The sequence below is a fragment of the Thalassospira sp. A3_1 genome (assembly GCF_017744215.1).
GTDB lineage: Bacteria > Pseudomonadota > Alphaproteobacteria > Rhodospirillales > Thalassospiraceae > Thalassospira > Thalassospira lucentensis_A.
This window is the reverse complement of the sequence record NZ_JAGHQQ010000002.1, coordinates 405,583-426,039: the sequence shown is the minus strand read 5'-3', so window position 1 is coordinate 426,039 and position 20,457 is coordinate 405,583. Positions and strand designations below refer to the sequence as shown.

At 54.6% G+C, this 20,457-nt stretch carries 17 protein-coding genes and 1 pseudogene; 7 read left to right on the top strand and 11 right to left on the bottom strand.

Annotated features, from left to right (window positions below; genetic code table 11):
- Positions 1 to 26: 26 nt before the first annotated feature.
- Together J7395_RS08975 and J7395_RS20870 are read right to left on the bottom strand one after the other, a co-directional pair.
- Complete coding sequence (locus tag J7395_RS08975) at positions 27 to 1,742, bottom strand: tetratricopeptide repeat protein (protein ID WP_209221253.1); 1,716 nt, start codon at positions 1,740 to 1,742, stop codon at positions 27 to 29.
- 217 nt (positions 1,743 to 1,959) lie between these two features.
- Complete coding sequence (locus J7395_RS20870; protein WP_231887048.1) at positions 1,960 to 2,289, bottom strand: hypothetical protein; 330 nt, start codon at positions 2,287 to 2,289, stop codon at positions 1,960 to 1,962.
- A 279-nt stretch (positions 2,290 to 2,568) separates the two neighbouring features.
- On the opposite strand from J7395_RS20870, the pseudogene J7395_RS08965 reads away from it, so the two are divergent.
- A pseudogene (locus tag J7395_RS08965) lies at positions 2,569 to 2,993 on the top strand (transposase); the annotation flags it as partial.
- A gap of 405 nt (positions 2,994 to 3,398) precedes the next feature.
- Here the strand turns inward: J7395_RS08965 and J7395_RS08955 are convergent.
- The gene (locus J7395_RS08955) at positions 3,399 to 3,725 is read right to left on the bottom strand and encodes an HPF/RaiA family ribosome-associated protein (RefSeq protein ID WP_062949429.1); all 327 of its coding nucleotides are present in this window, start codon (positions 3,723 to 3,725) and stop codon (positions 3,399 to 3,401) included.
- Between the two features lie 276 nt (positions 3,726 to 4,001).
- Here J7395_RS08955 and htpG point away from each other — a divergent pair, with 276 nt between their 5' ends.
- The 4 genes from htpG (at position 4,002) to J7395_RS08935 (ending at position 8,521) form a co-directional block, all read left to right on the top strand.
- The gene (gene htpG / locus J7395_RS08950; RefSeq protein WP_209221251.1) at positions 4,002 to 5,885 is read left to right on the top strand and encodes a molecular chaperone HtpG; all 1,884 of its coding nucleotides are present in this window, start codon (positions 4,002 to 4,004) and stop codon (positions 5,883 to 5,885) included.
- A gap of 121 nt (positions 5,886 to 6,006) precedes the next feature.
- Positions 6,007 to 6,786, top strand: coding sequence for an SDR family oxidoreductase (locus tag J7395_RS08945; RefSeq protein WP_209221250.1), 780 nt, complete (start codon positions 6,007 to 6,009; stop codon positions 6,784 to 6,786).
- A 128-nt stretch (positions 6,787 to 6,914) separates the two neighbouring features.
- Entirely contained in the window at positions 6,915 to 8,240 is a 1,326-nt protein-coding gene (locus J7395_RS08940; RefSeq protein ID WP_209221249.1) for a deoxyguanosinetriphosphate triphosphohydrolase, read from the top strand.
- A gap of 50 nt (positions 8,241 to 8,290) precedes the next feature.
- Complete coding sequence (locus J7395_RS08935; RefSeq protein ID WP_062949437.1) at positions 8,291 to 8,521, top strand: hypothetical protein; 231 nt, start codon at positions 8,291 to 8,293, stop codon at positions 8,519 to 8,521.
- Positions 8,522 to 8,605: 84 nt separating this feature from the next.
- On the opposite strand, the gene J7395_RS08930 is transcribed toward J7395_RS08935, so the two are convergent.
- The 5 genes from J7395_RS08930 to J7395_RS08910 form a co-directional block, all read right to left on the bottom strand.
- The gene (locus tag J7395_RS08930; protein ID WP_007088905.1) at positions 8,606 to 8,803 is read right to left on the bottom strand and encodes a YqaE/Pmp3 family membrane protein; all 198 of its coding nucleotides are present in this window, start codon (positions 8,801 to 8,803) and stop codon (positions 8,606 to 8,608) included.
- Positions 8,804 to 8,829: 26 nt separating this feature from the next.
- Positions 8,830 to 9,684: an OmpA family protein gene (locus tag J7395_RS08925; RefSeq protein WP_114111784.1), complete on the bottom strand. Its 855-nt coding sequence runs from the start codon at positions 9,682 to 9,684 to the stop codon at positions 8,830 to 8,832.
- 480 nt (positions 9,685 to 10,164) lie between these two features.
- Complete coding sequence (locus J7395_RS08920) at positions 10,165 to 11,004, bottom strand: hypothetical protein (protein ID WP_097051503.1); 840 nt, start codon at positions 11,002 to 11,004, stop codon at positions 10,165 to 10,167.
- A gap of 178 nt (positions 11,005 to 11,182) precedes the next feature.
- Positions 11,183 to 11,980 carry an exodeoxyribonuclease III gene (gene xth / locus J7395_RS08915; RefSeq protein WP_209221248.1) on the bottom strand — a complete coding sequence of 266 codons (798 nt, stop codon included), beginning with the start codon at positions 11,978 to 11,980 and terminating at the stop codon, positions 11,183 to 11,185.
- Between the two features lie 71 nt (positions 11,981 to 12,051).
- On the bottom strand, positions 12,052 to 12,738 hold the full coding sequence (locus J7395_RS08910; RefSeq protein ID WP_209221247.1) for a fumarylacetoacetate hydrolase family protein: 687 nt from the start codon (positions 12,736 to 12,738) through the stop codon (positions 12,052 to 12,054).
- A 241-nt stretch (positions 12,739 to 12,979) separates the two neighbouring features.
- On the opposite strand from J7395_RS08910, the gene J7395_RS08905 reads away from it, so the two are divergent.
- Positions 12,980 to 15,655, top strand: a complete 2,676-nt coding sequence (locus J7395_RS08905; protein WP_209221246.1) for a cation-transporting P-type ATPase — start codon at positions 12,980 to 12,982, stop codon at positions 15,653 to 15,655.
- Between the two features lie 91 nt (positions 15,656 to 15,746).
- Here J7395_RS08905 and J7395_RS08900 read toward each other — a convergent pair whose 3' ends face one another.
- Positions 15,747 to 16,733 carry a D-glycerate dehydrogenase gene (locus J7395_RS08900; protein ID WP_209221245.1) on the bottom strand — a complete coding sequence of 329 codons (987 nt, stop codon included), beginning with the start codon at positions 16,731 to 16,733 and terminating at the stop codon, positions 15,747 to 15,749.
- A 202-nt stretch (positions 16,734 to 16,935) separates the two neighbouring features.
- On the opposite strand from J7395_RS08900, the gene J7395_RS08895 reads away from it, so the two are divergent.
- Positions 16,936 to 17,448: an SH3 domain-containing protein gene (locus tag J7395_RS08895; RefSeq protein ID WP_209221244.1), complete on the top strand. Its 513-nt coding sequence runs from the start codon at positions 16,936 to 16,938 to the stop codon at positions 17,446 to 17,448.
- Between the two features lie 40 nt (positions 17,449 to 17,488).
- Here the strand turns inward: J7395_RS08895 and J7395_RS08890 are convergent, their stop codons facing one another.
- Positions 17,489 to 18,556, bottom strand: a complete 1,068-nt coding sequence (locus J7395_RS08890) for a hypothetical protein (protein WP_209221243.1) — start codon at positions 18,554 to 18,556, stop codon at positions 17,489 to 17,491.
- 169 nt (positions 18,557 to 18,725) lie between these two features.
- Positions 18,726 to 20,123 (bottom strand): methyltransferase, encoded by a 1,398-nt coding sequence (locus J7395_RS08885; RefSeq protein WP_209221242.1) that lies wholly within the window; start codon positions 20,121 to 20,123, stop codon positions 18,726 to 18,728.
- Between the last annotated feature and the right edge of the window lie 334 nt (positions 20,124 to 20,457).

The following is a 20,457-nucleotide window of genomic DNA, read 5'->3' as shown; positions in this document are numbered from 1 at the left end:
TGCGGATGCCCTTTATCCCCGATCAATCAGTTTGCGGCAACGTCACCGGCATGGGGTGTTTTGCCGTCAAGCTTGGCCTCGACATCGGCGCGCAATTCGTCGGTCGGGTTGAACGAAAGCGCACGGTGCCACTGGAAGCGGGCCTCGTGGAAGCGGCCGATCTGCCAGTAGGCATCGCCCAGATGATCATTGATGGTCGGATCATCGGGTTTGAGTTCAACCGCCTTTTCAAGCTGTTCGACGGCATCGTCATAACGGCCGAGCTTGTAATAGACCCAGCCAAGGCTATCGATGATGTAACCGTCATCAGGTTGCAGTTCGACGGCACGTTTGAGCATGTCTTCGGCCTGATCGAAGTTTTTGCCCATATCGACCCAGCTATAGCCAAGATAGTTCATGACATAGGGCTGATCGGGTTCAAGTTCGAGGGCCTTGAGGAAGTCGGCCTCGGCCTTTGGCCAGTTTCCGGCGCGTTCATAGGCAATGCCGCGACGATAGAGCAGACGCCAGCCGACAGCATCCGTGCCGCCCAGACGTTCAATCGCCCGGTCATAGGCATTGGCCGCCCCGGCAAAGTCCTGATCGATGCGCAGGATATCGCCAAGCTGGATCAGGGCATCGGGACGGTCGCTGCGTTCATTGACCATGGTTTCGAGCAGGGCAATCGCATCGTCGGTTTTGCCAAGCTGTTCGTAGCTTGATGCGGCGCGCAGGCGCGCGTTCCAGCTATGCGGGGAGTCTTTGGGGATCGATTCATACACAATGACGGCGGCGTCAAAGCGTTCCTGGATTTCCATGATTTCGCCGACCAGAAGGCGGGTGATGTCATCACCGGGACGCAGCGACAGCGAATAGCGCGCCATCAGCAAGGCCGGATCAACCGCGTTTTCCTGGCTAAGCAGGGTCGCGATATCAAGATAGGCCTCGGCCAGACCCGATGCCGGGGTCAGGATGACGCTGGTGGGGGGCTCCCCCTTTGCCAGACGGTCAAGGTGATAGGGCATCGCAAGGGACTGCGGATGGCGGTCCATATAGCTTTCATACAGAAGCGACGCTTTCTGGGTTTGTCCCTTGCGCTCGTAAACGGCACCCAGTGCCTCGGCGGCACGCAAGGGTGCATCGGCCGGGTCGCCATAGGCACTGGCAAGGGCGACTTCGGCGGCGTTCAGGTCATCGAAATAGGCCAGAATCAGACCGCGATGATATTCCGACAGCGGATTGAGCGAGCCGTTGCCCTGCAATTCGTTAAGGGCGGTCATGGCGTTTTGCGGCTGATCAAGGCCGGTATAAAGCCAGGCCTTGGCGAGCGGCACAATCAGCGATGTGATCCCGCGTTGCGGCAGGGTTGATACGGTATCAAGGGCGGCCTGATAATCCTGATCGCGGATTTCGGCATCCATGACGGCCATCACGGCAAACAGATCTTCGGGGTTTTCATCGACCAGAATGCGTGCAATCGGTTCGGCGTCCGCAATGCGGCCTTCGGCGATCAGGGCCAGAAAGGCGCGGCGGCGCAGATCATCGTTGCCCGGGTCGATTTCATGGGCGCGCAGCAGATAGCGCGAAGCATAATCCGTGCGGTTTTCAATCTGGGCGGCCTTGCCGGCAAGGAAGTTGCCAGAGAAGCTGTTGCTTTGCGGATAATCGAACTCGGCACGGTCGGCGCGCTGCGACATGGTGCCACAGGCCGAAAGGGCAAGAGCCGTCATCGGAATGACGATGTTTAACAGATGGCGTTTCAAAAACTTGTCCTGCGTCTGCAATTCGCAACCGGCCGCATTTTTTGCCTTCAATGCGGGCCACTAACTTTTGTTGAGCTAACCCTAACTAGTCGGCAAATATAAGGCAAAACATTTGCCATTTCGCGCAACCGGTCATGCGCCAGCATACGTGATTGTACGATGACTTCCCACAGGTGGTTGCGCAAAGCCAGAAACGTTCTCGTGATGGGTCCTGACCCTAGCAGTAAAGCGGGCGTTTGGCCGGAACATCAAGCTGCGGCACGATGATGTCGCGCGCCTGTTTGGTGAATTGCGATTTCTGGCCGACCGGGGCGACATATTCCAGGATCGACATTGCCCTGTCGGTGCCAAGCGCACGCGCCAGAACCCATCCGGCCAGATATTGCGACGACAGGCAGCCGCCACTGGTGACGATATTGCCCTGCGCGACCAGCGGGCGGTCTTCAAGGACCGTATCGGTGCGCGCCAGAAGGGACCGGGTTTTGGTATCCGTCGTGATGGTTGCGGGCAGAAGGCCCAGTTTATGCAGGAACAGCACCCCGAACATTGCGCGCCGATCATCTGGCGTGACGGATCAAGGTTGATCTGTGCCATCAGGTCGGGATCATTGATATGATCGCGGGTGTGGATGCCGCTGCCAAACAGGACGACATCGGCCGTCGCGGTAAAGGATAACGGTTCCTGTATCCTGACTTCGACCCCGTTCATCGAGGTCACGGACTGGCCCGTGCCGGTAATGACGGCACGAAGGCCATTGCCCCTGGCCCGGTTCAGGATCGAGAGCGCGACAAAACTGTCGAGTTCGTTAAAACCATCAAGCGTTACAATCGCGATTTCCATCACACTTTCATTTCTGGTGCCGCCGGATCATTTGCTGTGCAAGATTGATGTGGTGATTGATTTCGATTTCATCCATGACTGTGTCGCGCATTTATACTGTGCTGATAACGGGCGACCGGCTCTTGATCCGGTGATGTTGTTCAAGATGCTGTTTATCGGCTATCTGTTTGGCATTCGATCAGAGCGGCAATTGATGCGCGAGATCAAGGTCAATCCGTCCTATTGCTGTTTCCTGTATCTTCGCGTGACCGAGAGGGTTCCCGATGCCAGTACTACCAGTCAGAACCGGGGCACCGCTTCAACGACAGCGATATCTGTCAGGAGATTTTCGACGAGACTGTCGAACAGGGGATCCGGGCAGGCCTGATTGATGGCACCGTGCTTTACAGTGACAACTCACACCTTAAAGCTCAGTAAACAACTTGAATATCCACCCAGGATCAATGCCCATCGATGCTCGCAAGGGAAAATCCTCGGTACAACACCACCAACAGGTCCGCATATCAAGAATACAAGAGCGCTCCTTCGATCTGCGAAACCTGTCCGCTACGCGATGCCTGCACGCAAAGCTGCACTCACACCAAAGTCGTGACAGGCCATGCCTTGCAGCACAGCCTTGAAAAGATCCCTGCCAACCGGCTCAGCCCTTGGGGAAAACGGATTTATGAGAGATACCGGGGGACGATAGAACATCCTCTCCCAAAAACACGGTCTCATAAAAAACGAACCCCGACAAAAATAACGGGGTCCGTCCGCAGTCTGAGCGGTCAGCCGACCGCTCCGTCATTTCATTTACTCGCTGTTGTTAACAGGGACCTAGTGGGCGCGCATCCGGTCGACATACTCCTTGAGCTGGCGGCGCGCGGCCTGATAGCTGTTTTTGAGCGCGATATAGACATCCTCATGGGCATGATCGGCACTATCGCGCTTAACCATAATCTCCTTACCCGGCACATTAATTCCGAAATGAACCGCATAGCGGTTTCCCTGTGCGTGGGATGCATGGGGTCTTTCCACGATGACATGACAACTTGTCATGCGGTCGAAGGTTTCTTCCAGTTTTTGCACTTTGAAGCGGATACGCTCGTCCAATGCATCTGATTGATCAACATCACGGTAGGTGATTTGAACGGGAACCTTCATATTGCGGCCTCCTGTTATAGAGCCTGAGACATTCACAAGGCATTGCACCTTGCAATTATCCGAAACGTTTGCCGTTTCGGGGCAGGACAGGACCCAAGACAACTTCCGCAAGCCTCGCGCCCTGTAATGAAACCGTCTTTTTATATACTTAGGATACAGGGCTTGCGCTGCAAGATGCGTTGACGCATATCAAGCACTGCCTGACGGTTGCCAAATCGGGACCCAACAGCGCAAATTGCACATAGTGGATTGAAATTACAGGAGAACACAGAGGTCATGACGGAAGAAAAAATGCGGTTCGAGGCTGAAGTCAGCCGCCTGCTCGATATCGTTGTCCATTCGCTTTATTCGAACAAGGACATCTTCCTGCGCGAGCTCATATCGAATGCATCGGATGCCTGCGACAAGCTGCGCTACGAAGCAATTGCCAAGCCGGAACTGCTCGCCGGTGATTCGGAATTCAAGGTCCGCCTGCTGACCGACAATGTCCGCAATGTTCTAACGATTGCCGATAACGGGATCGGGATGAACAAGACCGACCTGATCGAAAACCTTGGCACGATTGCCAATTCCGGAACGGCAAAATTCGTCGAAGCATTGTCGAAATCTGACAAGGCCAAGGATGTAGACCTGATCGGTCAGTTCGGCGTCGGCTTCTATTCTGCCTTCATGGTCGCGGGTCAGGTCGAAGTCGTCACGAAAAAGGCCGGTGAAGATCAGGCGTGGAAATGGTCATCGGATGGCAAGGGCGAATACACCATCGCCGAAGCCGAAATGGAAGGCCATGGCACCCAGATCACCCTGCATCTGACCGATGATTTCAAGGAATTCACCGAAGAACATCGTCTGCGCCATATCGTCAAAACCTATTCCGATCATATCGGCATCCCGGTTGTGCTGATGAAGGCGGACGGCAATGACGAAACCCTGAACGAGGCATCGGCACTCTGGACCCGTCCGAAGTCCGACATCACCGACGAACAGTACAAGGAATTCTACAAACACAATTCGCATGCCTTCGACGATCCGTGGAAAACCATCCACTATCAGGCCGAAGGTGCGATTGAATATACCGGCCTTCTGTTCCTGCCGACCATGCGCCCGTTCGATCTTTATGATCCGGCGCGCAAAGGCCATCTGAAACTTTATGTCCGCAAGGTCTTCATCACCGAGGGCGCGGATGATCTGCTGCCGCCTTGGTTGCGCTTTGTGTCCGGTGTTGTCGACAGCCAAGATTTGCCGCTTAACATTTCGCGTGAAATGCTGCAACACAACCCGGTCCTGACGAAAATCAAAAACGGCCTGACCAAAAAACTGCTGTCCGAACTTGAAACCGCATCGAAGAAAGACACGGAAGGTTTCGAAACCTTCTGGGAAAACTTCGGTTCTGTGGTCAAGGAAGGCCTGTATGAGGACTACACCAACCGCGACCGTATCCTGAAACTGGCACGCTTCCGTTCCACGCATTCCGATGGCTGGACAACGCTTGCTGACTATGTCACCCGCATGAAGGATGGCCAGAAGGCGATCTACTATATCAGCGGCGAAGACGTCGATGCTCTCAAACGCAGCCCGCAGCTTGAAGGCTTTGCCGCCAAGGGGATCGAAGTTCTGCTGTTGACCGACCCGGTGGATGAATTCTGGTTGCCATCTGTTGGCCAGTTTGAAGAAAAAGACTTCAAATCGGTCACCCGTGGCGGTGCAGACCTTGCCGACGTCAAATCCGATGACAAGGATGATGCCAAAGACGACAAGAAAGACGACGCGGCATCCGATGCCTCACTTGATGCCCTGATTGCCTCGATCAAGATCGCACTTGGCACCAGCATCAAGGACGTCCGTGAATCAGATCGCCTGACCAGTTCTGCCTGCTGCCTGATTGCCGATGAAACCGGTATGGATTTGCGGATGGAACGCCTGATGAAGCAGCACAACCGTGTTGACGAAATCAGCCCGCGCATCCTTGAAATCAATCCGAAACACAGCCTGATCAAAAAGCTGTCGGACATTGCCATCAAGGACGCCAAGGCCCCGATCCTTAATGACGCCGCCCTCCTGTTACTTGATCAGGCTCGCATCCTGGAAGGCGAAGCCCTGCCCGATCCGGTCAGCTTTGCCCGTCGCCTTGATCTCGTGATGGAAAAAGGTCTCGGTAGCTAGGCTTTCCCTGCCCACACCGTACAAAAGATGGCGGCGCGTCGATGGACGCGCCGCTTTCTTTTTGGCTATAACACCGAAACCGGCAAAGGCCATCAAAGGCCGAACAGGGAACGAAGCGACCATGAAACGACTTGAAAACCGGATTTGCATCATAACCGGTGCGGCGCGTGGCATTGGTGCTGCGATTTCAAAAGCCTTTATCAAAGAAGGTGCTGACGTCATAGCGACTGACCGAGACGAAGCCGCGCTTCTGGCATTTGCCAAGGAGACAGGTTGCAAAACCATGCGCCTTGATGTCGGCAACGAGGATGACTGGCAAAAGCTTGCCGATGCCTATCCGGCCATTGATGTCATGGTCAACAATGCCGGCATTACTGGTTTTGAAGACCGCATCGTCGCACATGATCCGGAAAATGCATCACTTGCCGACTGGCGCGCAGTCCATCAGGTTAATCTTGACGGTACATTTATGGGGTGTCGCTACGCCATCAGGGCCATGCGCCAGCGTAAATCGGGCTCGATCATTAATATTTCGTCGCGCTCGGGAATGGTTGGCATTCCGGCTGCGGCGGCCTATGCCTCGTCCAAGGCGGCCATTCGCAATCACAGCAAAACTGTCGCGCTATATTGCGCACAACAGGGTTACAATATTCGCTGCAATTCAATCCATCCCGCCGCCATTCTGACACCGATGTGGGAACCGATGCTTGGCAACGGTCCGGATCGCGACGCCCGCATGGCAGCCCTTGTCGCTGATACACCGGCCAAGCGTTTCGGCACCCCGGACGAAGTCGCGGCACTTGCCGTTTTGCTGGCATCGGATGAAGCCGCTTACATGACGGGAACGGAACTGACAATTGATGGTGGATTGCTGGCCGGTTCGGCGGCAACGCCGGGATAATGTAAACGTGCATGAAATGAAGCATCGTCCGACATTTTAAGCCCGTCACTTTACGATTATGTCATGAAGTTTGCGCCATAGTGCGACACGAACATGTATGGGACCGATAGCCTCAGGATGCAAAACCGATGATGAACTGGCAAAAATTGCTGTCGCCTGAACGTCTGGGCACACGACATTCAAGCGTCGGTGCGTTCGGTCGATCCGATTTTCACAAGGATTATGACCGGATCATTTTTTCGTCGGCTTTCCGGCGTCTGCAACGCAAGACGCAGGTTCATCCGCTGCCTGAAAACGACAATGTCCATACCCGCCTGACCCATAGCCTTGAAGTATCCTGTGTTGCACGGTCCATGGGACTTATGGTCGGCCATCAGTTGGCCGAAAAAGGCCACCTGCCCGACGGGATTGAACCCGATCATATGGCCGCCATTGTTCAGGCCGCCGCCCTTGCCCATGACATCGGCAACCCGCCATTCGGCCATGCCGGGGAATATGCCGTTCGTCAGTGGTTTCTGGATGCCGATCCCAAATATCTTGCGCCGTTGTCGGAGGCCGAACGCGCCGATCTGACCACCTTTGAAGGCAACGCACAGGGTTTCCGATTGCTGACCCATAAACGAAGCGGCCTTTATGACGGCGGCATGCGTCTGACCTATGCGACGCTGGCAAGTTTTGTAAAATATCCATGGTCGGCGATTGGCAGCCCTTATCCCGAAAAAATGAAATTCGGCGCGTTTCAGCGTGAAATGGATCTGTTAACCGAAGTCGCCGATGCCACCGGGCTGATCCGAACCGGTGCACAATCATTTTGCCGCCATCCGCTGGTTTATCTGGTCGAGGCGGCCGATGACGTCTGTTACGCACTGATCGATATAGAAGACGGCGTCGAACTGGAACTCGTCGATTTCAGCGTCTTTGAAAATCTGTTATTGCCCTGCATACTGGGCGACATTCCTGGAGAATATCACCGTGAAACCAACATCCGGCGCAAGATGACCTTCCTGCGCGGCAAGATCATCACGGGCCTGCTCGATGCCCTGACCGATGCCTTTGTCTTGCGGGAGGAGCAGTTGCTGAACGGGGCCGTCGATGGTGATCTTCTGTCCTGTGCCGATGGTCCGTTCAACGAAATGATCGCGACCGCCAAACAGTTTTCCGAAAAGCAGATCATTCTGAACCGACGCAAAGTCCAGATCGAGGTCGGCGCATTTGCCTGCCTTGAAACGTTGCTTGATACCTTCTGCAAGACAGCCCTTGAAATCCATCAGGCCAAGGATGACGCAGAGCTTTCCTATCGGACCGGGCGGGTTCGCGAACTGATCGGCAATGACTCGATGCCGGTCGGCGCACCGCTTTACAACCTGTATCTGACGATCCTTGATTACATATCGGGCATGACGGACGACTTTGCCGCCCGCCTTGCGCGCGATATCGGCGGCGGGCAGCATTGATGCCCGGCAGCAATCCTGACTGCCGGTCGAAAGCATAGGAAAGCGGGGCGATGTGGTTATTTGCACCTTTTATCGGCCGCTATCGCAGGCGTCTGGCTTTTCTGGCGGGCGCAGGACTGGCAGCCATCGTTTACGGATTGGTTGAACAAAGCACCCGACCGGAAGTGCAGGCATGGTACTGGCCCGGAATTGCTGGCTTTGTCACATTTGTGATCACACGCTTTACCGTCTCACAACTGATATCCCGGTTTATCGGCGGTGTTCGCCGCCACATGCATTAATAAAAAAGCAGGCCCGAAGGCCTGCCTTTCAGATGCAATGCGGTTACCCGCCAATCATCAGAACACCTGAACGCGTTGCCGGGATTAACCCTGCCCACCGCCCATGGCCTGACTGATTTTTTTGTCGGTATTGTACTGGCTCAGCGCATAAACTGCCCAGATCGCCGCCGGAATCCAGCCCAGAAGAGTAATCTGAAGGATCAGGCAGATGATGCCGGCGATTGGCCGCCCGATGGTAAAGAACAACAACCACGGCAGCAGAAGTGCGATGAGTAACCGCATGAATTCATCCTCTTTGTTGTGTCGGCTTACATGCCGTCTTCAAATTTGACTGTAACGACCCTGTTGCCCTGTTCGGCGACCCCATCGGCCGTCGGAACCGGTACATTGGCCTCACCACTGATGCTGATGGCAAGCTTGCTTGGGCTGATACCATGATCACGCAATGCCTTGACCACCGCATCGACACGCGATTTGGCAAGCATATCGTTATACATCGCATCCCCGGCACGGTCAGCATATGCCGTCAGACTGATCATTTTCGGATCGTATTTTTCATATGCCTCGACAATTCCGGTCACGACCGGCATTGCCTTGTCACCCAGAACAGCGCTGTCGAACGCGAAATAGATATTCATCGGTTCGGGCATCATCATTGGCGCGGCTTTGGCCATGCTTTCCGATGGGGCTATATCGGCCTGAACGATGGCAAGTGCCTGATAGAAAGCCGCACGGCAATTGTCGATATCTTCCTGCTGGATGTTTTCTTCAAGTTCCTGCATCCAGCAATCGAACCCAACCTGCGTACGCCCGGCCGCCTGTGGCGACTTGTCGCGACCGCCGGCGTCGAATGCTGCCATCATATCGGCACGTGCAACGCTGATTTCTGACAGGCCATTTTCCGGCAGATCACGGTCTGCCAGCGGCTGTGGACCTGTATCCTGTCCCATTGCCGCCATTTTCGCGCGGTTGGTGAAGTAACGTGCATCCACCCAGTCCGCCTCTTCATATTCTGCCTGGGCAAGATCGGAATAACCCTGATGAAGGGCTGCGTCGAATGCCGAACCTTCATCGGCCATCCCGCGAACGCCCGGAATGTCCATATTCGCGCAGGCACCAAGAAATGCCGCAGCGGAAACAGCGAAAAGCAGTTTAGCTCTCATTGGTCTTCACTCCTTGTCTGGATGACGACAATAATGATCCCAATCCCAATCATTTTGTTTTCAGGATGCGCAACCAACCGGTTTATCCGGCTTGATGGCAAACGCCCCTGTGACCGGCGCAAGATGCCGGTCCGTATTTGGCGGTGTAAATCGTTGTCGATAACCAGATCGGAAAAGTGACCTGACCCCGAAAATAACCTTGTTCGGTGCGTTTTACCGAACAGGGCTCCCCAAGACGACACCGGCCTTTGGTGAAATGTTTCCACACCCCAAAATATATGGAAACCAAATTCATGAAAAAAAGCAGGGGGATAGAGAAAATCGCACATCAGTAATATGCGGACTATCCTTATGCCGTGCGGTCAGGCCATGAATTCGTTCCTAAAAAGAAAACGGAAGAAGCGATAATCGCTCCTTCCGCCAAGACATTGATTATACGGATATTATTGAAATATCCCGTAATTCCAGTCCCGAGTCCCGTTATTCGGACGAACCGCCAAACAGTCCCTTGACCGCATCACCAACGGCACCCGCACCGTCCTTGACCACGCCACCAGTTCCGGTGGCAGCACCACCAATCAACCCGGTGACACCTTTGCCAAGGTCTCCGACCCCTTGCAAAAGCCCATCAACATTCAGGCTGGCAACCGATTTGAACACCGCAGTGTTAAGGGCAGTGATGATTTCCTCTGCAACTTGCGCCGGGGTTGCCCCGCCTTCTTCCTTGCCAATGTCCTTCAGGTGAATTTCCGGAAGCCCCGAGGACAGCTTTTTGCCCTTCAGCATCGCAGCCGATACGCTGACATTGCCATTGCGAACATAAACATTGTCGATCACGACCTTGGTGCCGGTGCCATCATCCGCCGCCGTATCCGCGTTACCGCCATCGGCACCGCCCGCCCCCGTCGGGCCGGACATACGCTGGACAAAGCTTTCGACATTACGCTGAATGGTCGCAATATTTGACGATCCCTGCCCCAATTCGTAGGTCACGCTTGGTTCATCAACGATCACCTCGATAATACGAATGGTATCGCTGGTAAGGGTTGAACCATCCAGCCGGACCGAAATATTGCCCAGTGAAAAGGCATAGTCGGTTTCAAAACCATCCGGGTTCCCGACAACCAGCCCGCCAATCGACGCCGTGTTCTGGGTGGTTTCAATCTTGACGTTGTCCACCGTCACATCGGCCAGCGTCACACGTGTGCCCGCCTCTTCAATGGTTGCTTTGACGATACTGTCGAGATTGACATAGACATAAACAAGCCCGGCAACGACCAGCAAAATGATGGCTGCCAACGCGATAAGGATCTTCTTCATTGCCCGTATCCTGCTTTTTGTTTCATCGGGATAAAATTGCTTAAAGAATTGGGGACGGTTGTGTCCTGTTTCAATCGGAAGATTCACCCCGGCAAGCTCCCTGATCAAGTCATTTTAGATGAAAAAACAGCGGACTGGATAAATCCGGCCCGCTGTTTGATGCTGAGAAAAACGGTATTCAGATATTAAATTCGACAACCACCGGTGCATGATCGGATGGTTTTTCCCAATCCCGGGCAAGGTCATAGACCGATGCCGTGCGCACCGTTCCGGCCATATTCGGCGTCATCCAGACATGATCCAGACGACGTCCCTTGTTGCTTGCCCGCCAGTCGCGTGAACGATAGCTCCACCAGCTAAACAGCTTTTCCGGTTCTTCAACGATTTCACGCACCGAGTCCACGAAATCACCGGATTTACGGAATGCTTCGAGCTTTTCAACTTCAATCGGGGTGTGGCTGACAACTTTCAAAAGCTGCTTGTGCGACCAGACGTCATTTTCCGACGGGGCAATATTGAAATCCCCAACCAGAATGGCCTTGCGATCCGGATTGGCAACCCGGCGGTCCGCCCACCAAGCGGTCATTTCATCAAGGAAGGAGAGCTTGTGGGCGAACTTTTCATTGATCGTCACATCCGGTTCATCGCCCCCGGCCGGGATATAGAAATTATGCAGCTCGACCCCGTTTTCAAACGCCACCATGCAATGACGGCGGTCTTCCTTGCCGCAGAAATGCTTGATGTCGACTTCCGCAAACGGTAACCGCGACAGGATCGCGACACCGTTATAGCTTTTCATGCCGTGGTTATGACGATGGACGTAACCAGCGGCTTCAAATGCTTCGTGGGGGAAATGCTCGTCCGGGCATTTCAGTTCCTGAAGACACAGCGCATCGGGTTGTTGTTCTTCTAAAAATTTTATGACTTGTTCGATGCGCAATCGAACGGAATTGATATTCCAACTGACGATTTTCAAAACGGACTCCGTTTCCTGATGGGGTGAATTGGGCCCTGACCCTTTAATCCCGGTATCTCGATATCCTGATGCTATTTCAGCGTGACCGACAGTTCCGCAACACCAGCAATGACAACATCCATGCGATCACCGCGAACCACCTGGCCGACACCTTCGGGCGTTCCGGTAAACAGCAGGTCGCCGGCTTTAAGTTCGATCAGTGTCGAAAGATGCACCAGCGCATCAACCATCGGCCAGATCATCTTGGCCGTGGTATCATCCTGTTTGACCGCGCCATTGACCGACAGTTTTAGATTGGTTGCCTGTGGATTGCCTGCATCTGCCTTGAGGCGAATTGCCGAAATCGCGGCACAATCGTCAAAGGATTTGGCCATATCCCATGGCAAACGACGGTCCTTAAGACCGGCCTGCACATCGCGGCGGGTCATATCAAGGCCCGCAGCATATCCGAAAATGGCGGCTTCAACCGCCGCACGATCAAGGTTCTTGCCCCCCGCACCAAGGGCAACAACCAGCTCGCCCTCGTAATGCAGGTCTTCGGTCCCCGACGGATAGGCAAGATCTCCATTCCCCACTTTGAGGCAGTCGGTCGGCTTCATGAAAATGCAGGGCGGGGTATCGGCGGGGTCGGAACCCATTTCGCGTACATGGTCGGCGTAATTCTTGCCGATGCAGAAGATGCGATTGACCGGAAAAAGCTGATCCGAATTCTGCACCGGAACGGTAACAGGTTTGGCAGCAGAAAAGACGAAACTCATGGTGGCCCCCTTGAAGGAAATCCTGATGGTAATATTGTCCTTACTGATACCCAAGCTGCTGATAAATTGAAATGCTTTGAGTACGGATTTAATCCGCCTCCCTGTCAGAAGCTGTCAGGAGGATACTGCACCATCAAATCAGGTGACCTCAAATGGCCGGTTGCTTGACCGGTCACTGATTTAGTGACCTAGTTTGCTGGTGCCTGCCCGTCTGCTCGTTGCTGGTTGCAAGGGTTTCTGCATGTCCGATCATCATATTCAGCCATTACCGGAAATCCTTGCACATCTGAATGTTTCCCCCGAGATCGGCCTTTCGGAAACGGACGCCACAGAACGCCGGAAGAAATACGGCAGGAACAGCCTTAAGGACCAGAAGCACGTCTCTTTCTGGACCATCCTGATCCGGCAATTTGTGGGGCTGATTGTCTATATGCTGGCCGGTGCCGCGGCCCTTTCATTTTATTTCGGCGACCTGACCGAGGGCATTGCCATCGTCGTGGTGCTGATCATCAATGCAGCCATCGGCTTTACATCCGAATTCAGGGCCATCCGTTCGATGGAGGCATTGCGAAAGCTTTCAAGTGTTCACGCCAAGGTAAGGCGGGATGGGCAAATCCACGTGCTGGAGGCTCGAGACATCGTACCGGGCGATATTGTTATCTTTGAAGCGGGCGACGTTATTCCGGCTGATATCCGTTTGATAGAATGCAGCAACCTGCAGGCAGATGAATCTGCTTTGACAGGGGAATCCGTTCCGACGGACAAAACCATCAACCTGCCCGATGATGCCACAAGCGATGAAAACCTGCCGCTTGGGGATCGCACGAATATGGTGTTCAAGGGCACAGCCATCAGCCGCGGGGACGGATCGGGTGTCTGTGTTGCCACCGGAATGACAACCGAACTTGGTCATATCGCGGCGATGACCGAAATGGCAGAAGCCGAAACATCACCGCTTGAAAAACGTCTTGATACGCTGGCTGGTCATCTTATCTGGGCCACTTTGGGACTGACCATATGCATCGCCATTGTCGGCATTTATGTCGGCAAAGACATGGTGATGATGCTCAAGACCGGTATCGCCCTTGCGATTGCCGCCGTCCCCGAAGGATTGCCGATTGTTGCAACGGTTGCCCTTGCCCGCGGGATGTGGCGGATGGCGAAACGCAATGCCCTGATCAAGAACCTGTCAGCCGTTGAAACGCTGGGTGCGACCACGGTTATCATGACCGATAAAACCGGAACGCTTACCGAAAACCGAATGACGGTCGTAGCCCTCAGGACCTCGGAAAACGAGGTTGATTTTACGTCATCTCCTGGCGCATTGCTGGCAGCAAACAGCCCGGAAGAACTGGCGATGCGGATCGCCGTTTTGTGCAACGACGCAATTCTGCTGCCATCCGGCAGCACGGAAAAGCATATTGGCGACCCGATGGAACTGGCCCTGCTTGAAGTCGCCCGGAATGCAGGCATCGACCAGACAGAACAACAAGCCAGATACCCCGAAATCGCCAAGGAAGCTTTCAGCGCGCAGACCCGCATGATGGCAACCTTTCATCGCGATCAAAACGCCCCCGATAACCTTTTTGTTGCGATCAAGGGTGCCCCCGAGGCCGTCATTAAAGGCAGCACCGACTTCCTTGAAAATAATGGCCCGCGTGAAATGGACGAAAAAGCCCGGCGGCGCTGGTCGGATTTAAGCAATGACATGACGCAAAAGGGCTTGCGCGTTCTTGCCCTCGCCATGAAAAATGCCCCTGCGGTCGATACGCCCCCCTATCAGGATCTGATCCTGATTGGCCTGATCGCCCTTCTTGATCCCCCGCGGGAAGATGTTCCTACCGCAATACAGGCCTGTCATGCGGCAGGGGTTCGGGTCATCATGGTAACGGGCGATCATATCGGCACCGCCAGGAATATTGCGGCGCAAGTCGGACTTTGCGATGCAACGGCATCCGGACTTGAAGGCAGGATGCTTCAGGCAACCGACCTGACACAGAAAACAGAACGTGACCGCATTCTTGCCACCCCCGTTTTTGCAAGGGTCAGCCCCGAAGCAAAATTAAATCTGGTTTCCCTTCACCAGCAGGCAGGTGCCATTGTTGCCATGACCGGCGATGGCGTTAACGATGCCCCCGCGCTTAAAAAGGCCGATATCGGCATCGCCATGGGCAAAAGAGGCACAGACGTCGCCCGCGAAGCCGCAGACATGGTTCTGCGTGACGATGCCTTCCCGTCAATCGTAACCGCGATGCATCAGGGACGGGTTATTTTTGCCAATATACGCACCTTTGTGCTGTATCTGATGTCATGCAATCTCAGCGAGATACTCGTGATCGGCCTTGCCGTGCCAAGCGGGCTTCCCTTACCGCTTCTGCCGTTGCAGATTTTGTATCTAAACCTTGTAACGGACGTGTTTCCGGCTTTCGCACTTGGTATTGGCGAAGGAGACCGGCATGTCATGAACCAGCCCCCGCGCGATCCCAAAACACCGGTTCTGACCAAACAGGATTGGGGCGGCATTCTTTTTTACGGCGCATTGATTACGGTCGGAGTACTTGGTGCTTTTGCCATGGCACTGCATGTTTTCAACCTTGGGGATCAGGAAGCTTTGTCAGTATCGTTCCTGACCCTTGCAACGGCACAGTTGCTGCATGTTTTCAACATGCGGGCCCGATCTTCCGGCTGGATTTTCAACGATGTTACCCGCAACCCTTTCATCTGGATTGCCTTGGGAATTTGCGTACTCCTGATCGGGTTGACGCTTTATGTTCCCGCATTGTCCCGGCTGCTCATGATTGCACCACCAAGCGGCACGGGATGGCTTCTGGTTATCGGGGGAAGTCTGGTGCCGCTGGTTATCGGGCAGGCCGCGAAAATATTCGCCAAACCGGCAAAGCAACCTGTGTCGTTTTAAGACCAATCACCCTACGAAACGCAATGTGCCGGATAACAGTACCCGGCACATCAATTCCCCCACAGGTATCGCCAAAGGATATATCAGGTCCTTACAGAAGCCCTTCAATCACCCGATCCGGCGGCGTGTGACCATCAACAAAGGTCTTGATATTGATCAGGACCTTTTCGCCCATATCGACACGTCCCTCAATGGTCGCCGACCCCATATGCGGCAACAGAACGGCGTTCTGCAATTCAAGCAGTTTCGGGTTCACGGCCGGTTCATGTTCGAACACATCAAGCCCGGCCCCGGCAATTTCACGATCGGCCAGCATCCGGGTCAATGCCGGTTCATCGACAATCTCGCCACGGGCCGTATTGACCAGAATGGCGTGCGGCTGCATCAGTTTAAGGCGACGGGCCGACAGCAGATGATAGGTTGCCGGTGTATGCGGGCAGTTGACCGACACAACATCAACATGGGCCAACATCTGATCCAGGCTTTCCCACCAGGTCGCATCCAGTTCCGCCTCGGTATCGGGATGAACACGACGACGGTTATGGTAATGCACCGACAGGCCAAAACCTTTGGCACGGCGCGCCAATGCCCGGCCGATGCGCCCCATGCCAACAATGCCAAGCCGCTTGCCCCAGATACGATGCCCCAGCATGGATGTTGGCGCCCAGCCACTCCATTCGCCGCTGCGGATCATGCGTTCGCCTTCGGCCACGCGGCGCGATACCGCAAGAATCAGCGCCATCGTCATGTCGGCGGTGTCTTCGGTCAGGACATCGGGTGTGTTGGTCACGGTGATGCCGCGCGACCGTGCGGTTTGCAGATCGACATGGTCAACACCCGTCCCGAAATTGGCGATCAGGCGCAAATTCGGCCCCGCATGGGCAAGCACGGCGGAATCGATCCGGTCGGTTACCGTCGGGACAAGGACATCTGCCTGTTTGACCGCTTCGATCAGTTCGGGCTTGGACATCGGCACATCGTCGATGTTCAGGCGCGCATCAAACAGTTCCATCATGCGGGTTTCAATCGCTTCCGGCAGTTTGCGGGTCACGATGACGAGCGGTTTTTTCTTGGTCATCTGCCGTTCCTATGCGGTCTTTTAACTCTTTTGCTGACAAGATGGGTTTCATGCGCCAAATGCGCTCTTGCCGCAATGCAGTGATGCCACGGCACAGGGTATTAAAGCAAGAATTTTGACGTCATTTTTGTAATTTTATTTCTTAAAGACTGAGGTTCGCCGATTTCCGGCAGCAGAAGAAAGAGCAGGGAAAACCGTCACAATGCCGCGGATCAGCCGTAAATTCCTTCATACTTTTATCGCCATGTTGATCCTTGGCAGCCTTGTCGCGCCGATTGTCGCCAGCGCACAGGAGTCAGGTCTGCCGATCCCGCGCTTTGTTGCGTTGCGATCAGATAAGGTTCACCTGCGATCCGGACCCGGTCTGCGATATCCAAAGGTCTGGATCTATCAGCGCCGCAACATGCCGATGGAAGTCATTTCGGAATTTGATACCTGGCGCAAGGTTCGCGACTGGGAAGGCAGCGAAGGATGGGTACATCAAAGTCTTTTGCTGGGATCACGTCATGTGATTGTTACCGCCGATACCATCACGCTTTATTCCGCCGCCGATGAAAATGCCCGCAAGATCGCCCTGATTTCCAATTCGGTCATCGGCAAGATCGAAACCTGCCCGCGTTCTGTTGACTGGTGCCAGTTACAGTTTGGCGACTTCGAGGGATGGGCACCACGACAGGGTTACTGGGGCATCTATGACGGGGAATATATCGAATAGAGGTCTTTTTACGTCTCTGTCAGGGGCAAGGACAAGAACATCAGGCTTCTATCGACACACGCGATCCGCTGGTCCCACTCGCACCACCTGCCCCGCCGCCTGACGAAGCCCCGCCAATTCCAGTGCCACCACCGTTGCTGTCATAGCCACCAAATCCGGTGGATAGAGGCGGATTACTGTTATTTGTTCGCGCATCCGGCGTGAAGTATTCCGTATCATCCCGGTCAAACGGATCCGCATTTGGATCATAGGCAAACGGATCATCCCGTTCGGTAACAGGTTCTGGCCGCGGTTCTGGCAGGCTGATGCCCCCAACGGTCACGGTCTGGTCCTGCAACCGTGCGGATACCTCGCCAAGATAGCCCTGGAATGCCTCTATAATTCCTGATCGTGCCTGATCGGTGATGTTTGGCTCGGCGGCGGCAAGCTGCGCCTGCAGGATATTATCCCCCGCGACCTGCGAAACGCGGCTGCGATCTGCGGCACCGGCAATGCTCTGACGATCCGCCTGTAATGACAGTTCCCGGCTGGAAAGCGCTTCCTGCGCGGCATCGACAAGATCACGCGCATTCGAAACTGCCGCATCATCCGAAACACCAATGGCGGATAAGCCGGTGGTCAGTCCCTCGGTACCAGATGCAAACAGTTCGACATTCAGGCGATCACTGGATGTCGTGCCGGACCCGATCTGCAATTCAATTGTCCGATCACTATCGAGCAGATTTTGACCAGCGTAATTGCTGCTGGCCGCAATATCGTCGGTCTGTTCGAGATAATCCTGAATCTGTGATGAAATAAATGCGCGCTCGGTCCGCGAAAGCGATGAATTGTTTTCAACGCTGGTGACCAGCGTATCAATCTCATCAAGAACCGAACCGATCCGCGAAAGATCGTTGGCAGCGACATCAAGAAGATCATCTGCTCGCCCAAGTGATCCGCGCAAATCCTGCGATGCCGAACTGCTATGACGCAGGGCATCATTGCTGCGGTTGGTATTCTGGGAAGTACTGCTTTGGATGCTGTCGACGGACGCAAGCAGACGGTTCTGCGGCGCAATCGCGCGCGCGGTGTCAGTATAAACCGGATAGGGACTACCAACTGCCTGCAATACCGTTTCCGCACAAACAAGCCGGTTATGCAGCTACATGCCGCGCGCCGGTCCGAACCACAATGGTTCAAATCCGGGCAGCCCATCCTGGAAGTCCGGCGGAAAAACCTGACACAAGTATAGCGTATTTGAGGTTAAATATTAAACCAAAACAAGCAACTGAAGATGTTCACAACAAAGCCGACTTCGGGCGATGCAAAACAGCAAACAATTCAAGATGCGATGACCATAAAAACTGGTCTACCGGCACCACCTGTTTCAGCTCATAGCCACCATTGCGCAACACCCTGATATCACGCGAAAAAGTTGCCGGATTGCAGGATACCGCAATAAGCCATTCCGGCCCGTCGACAGCAAGATACTCGCACTGCGCCAACGCCCCTGCCCGCGGCGGATCAAACAGCACCAGATCAAGCCCCGAAAGATCGGATTTATCCAGCGGCCGCCGGAACAGATCGCGTTCGACAACCTTGATCGGACTCGACGATTGCCCCACAGCATACTGAAGGCTGCGCACTGCACGTGGATCACTCTCGACCGCCACGACATTGCGTCGATCCCCGCCGAGTGCCAGCGCAAAGGTAAAGCTGCCAATGCCGCAAAACAGATCGGCAACATGGCGGGTCGGAATGCGTTGCAAGGCCGTCTTGATGGCATTGACAAGCGATGCCTCGCCACTTTGCGTCGCCTGAAGGAAACCACCGGGCGGAACCGGGACATCAATCCCCTCGAATGCCACGATCGGCGTACGGCGTGCGGCAACCGGCTCATCATTTGCGTCGCCGACTTTCCAGCTTAGCCTTGCCAGATCAAGATTTTCGGCAAACTCGGCCAGATCCTGCCGCATATCGAGCCCCGGCTCGACCCCCGCATGTATCACCACATCAAGGCCGTTATCGGCACGGGTCGCAAACACTTCCTTGATCGTCTTGGCAGCATCCGGATCACATTTACCAAGAAAGGTTTCAAAGGCATCACGAAACGCCATCAGGTCCGAATGCAAAACCGCGCAGTCGGTAATGTTGACAACAGTGTGGCTGAACCGGCCATGGAAACCAACATGAACACCGGTTGCCCCCACATGAACCGCAAAACCGGCCCGGCGGCGACTTGCCGGCGGCGAAATTTCGACAGCCCCCACCAGTTCCTCTGCCTCGTCGGGATCAATTCCGGCACGCTGAACTGCGATAATTGCCTTCTGGCGCTTCCAGTCGCGATAACTGTCATCATCAAGATGCTGAAGCGCACATCCGCCGCAGCTTTCATAATGGCTGCACCGCGGGGCACTGGCAGGCGCACTGCGCGCGATCAGTTCGACCAGTTCCGCACCATATCCGTCACCGCGTTTTTGGCGCAGCGCCACACGCACTTCATCCCCAGGCAGCACGCAATCGACATAGGCGATGATACTGGAACCATCCGGCCCCGTGATGCTTGCAATACCATCACCCCGCGCACCGATTTCACGGATAGTCGTCGTCGCCTCAAACCCGATCAACGGATCGCGACGCGGCGCGGACTTACGACGCCCACCGCGGGCACGTGGATTACGGTGATGATGTTTCATGAACTCTCTCTTTGGATCGATATTTCTAAGCACCTTGCGGGATGGCGCGTCGGGCATCGACATACACCAGATATGCTATGGCGAACAGACCCGCACAATGCATGGCTGCCCAAAGGCCGGAAATCCGCCTTTCGCTCCGGCAAGTGACCTGCCGGTCAGTTGAAATTTGGCTTTTATTGTCTTTTGCACACGCTCAAACCCTTAAAATCGTGTAAGAATGCCCCCATAAACAGCGTAGTGGATTAATCTGGTGGCCACAAAGCGCGGTGAGGCTATTTTCGATAATCACAAGAACGCCGTCCCGTCAGTGCAATCATTGTGACAGTTGCCCATA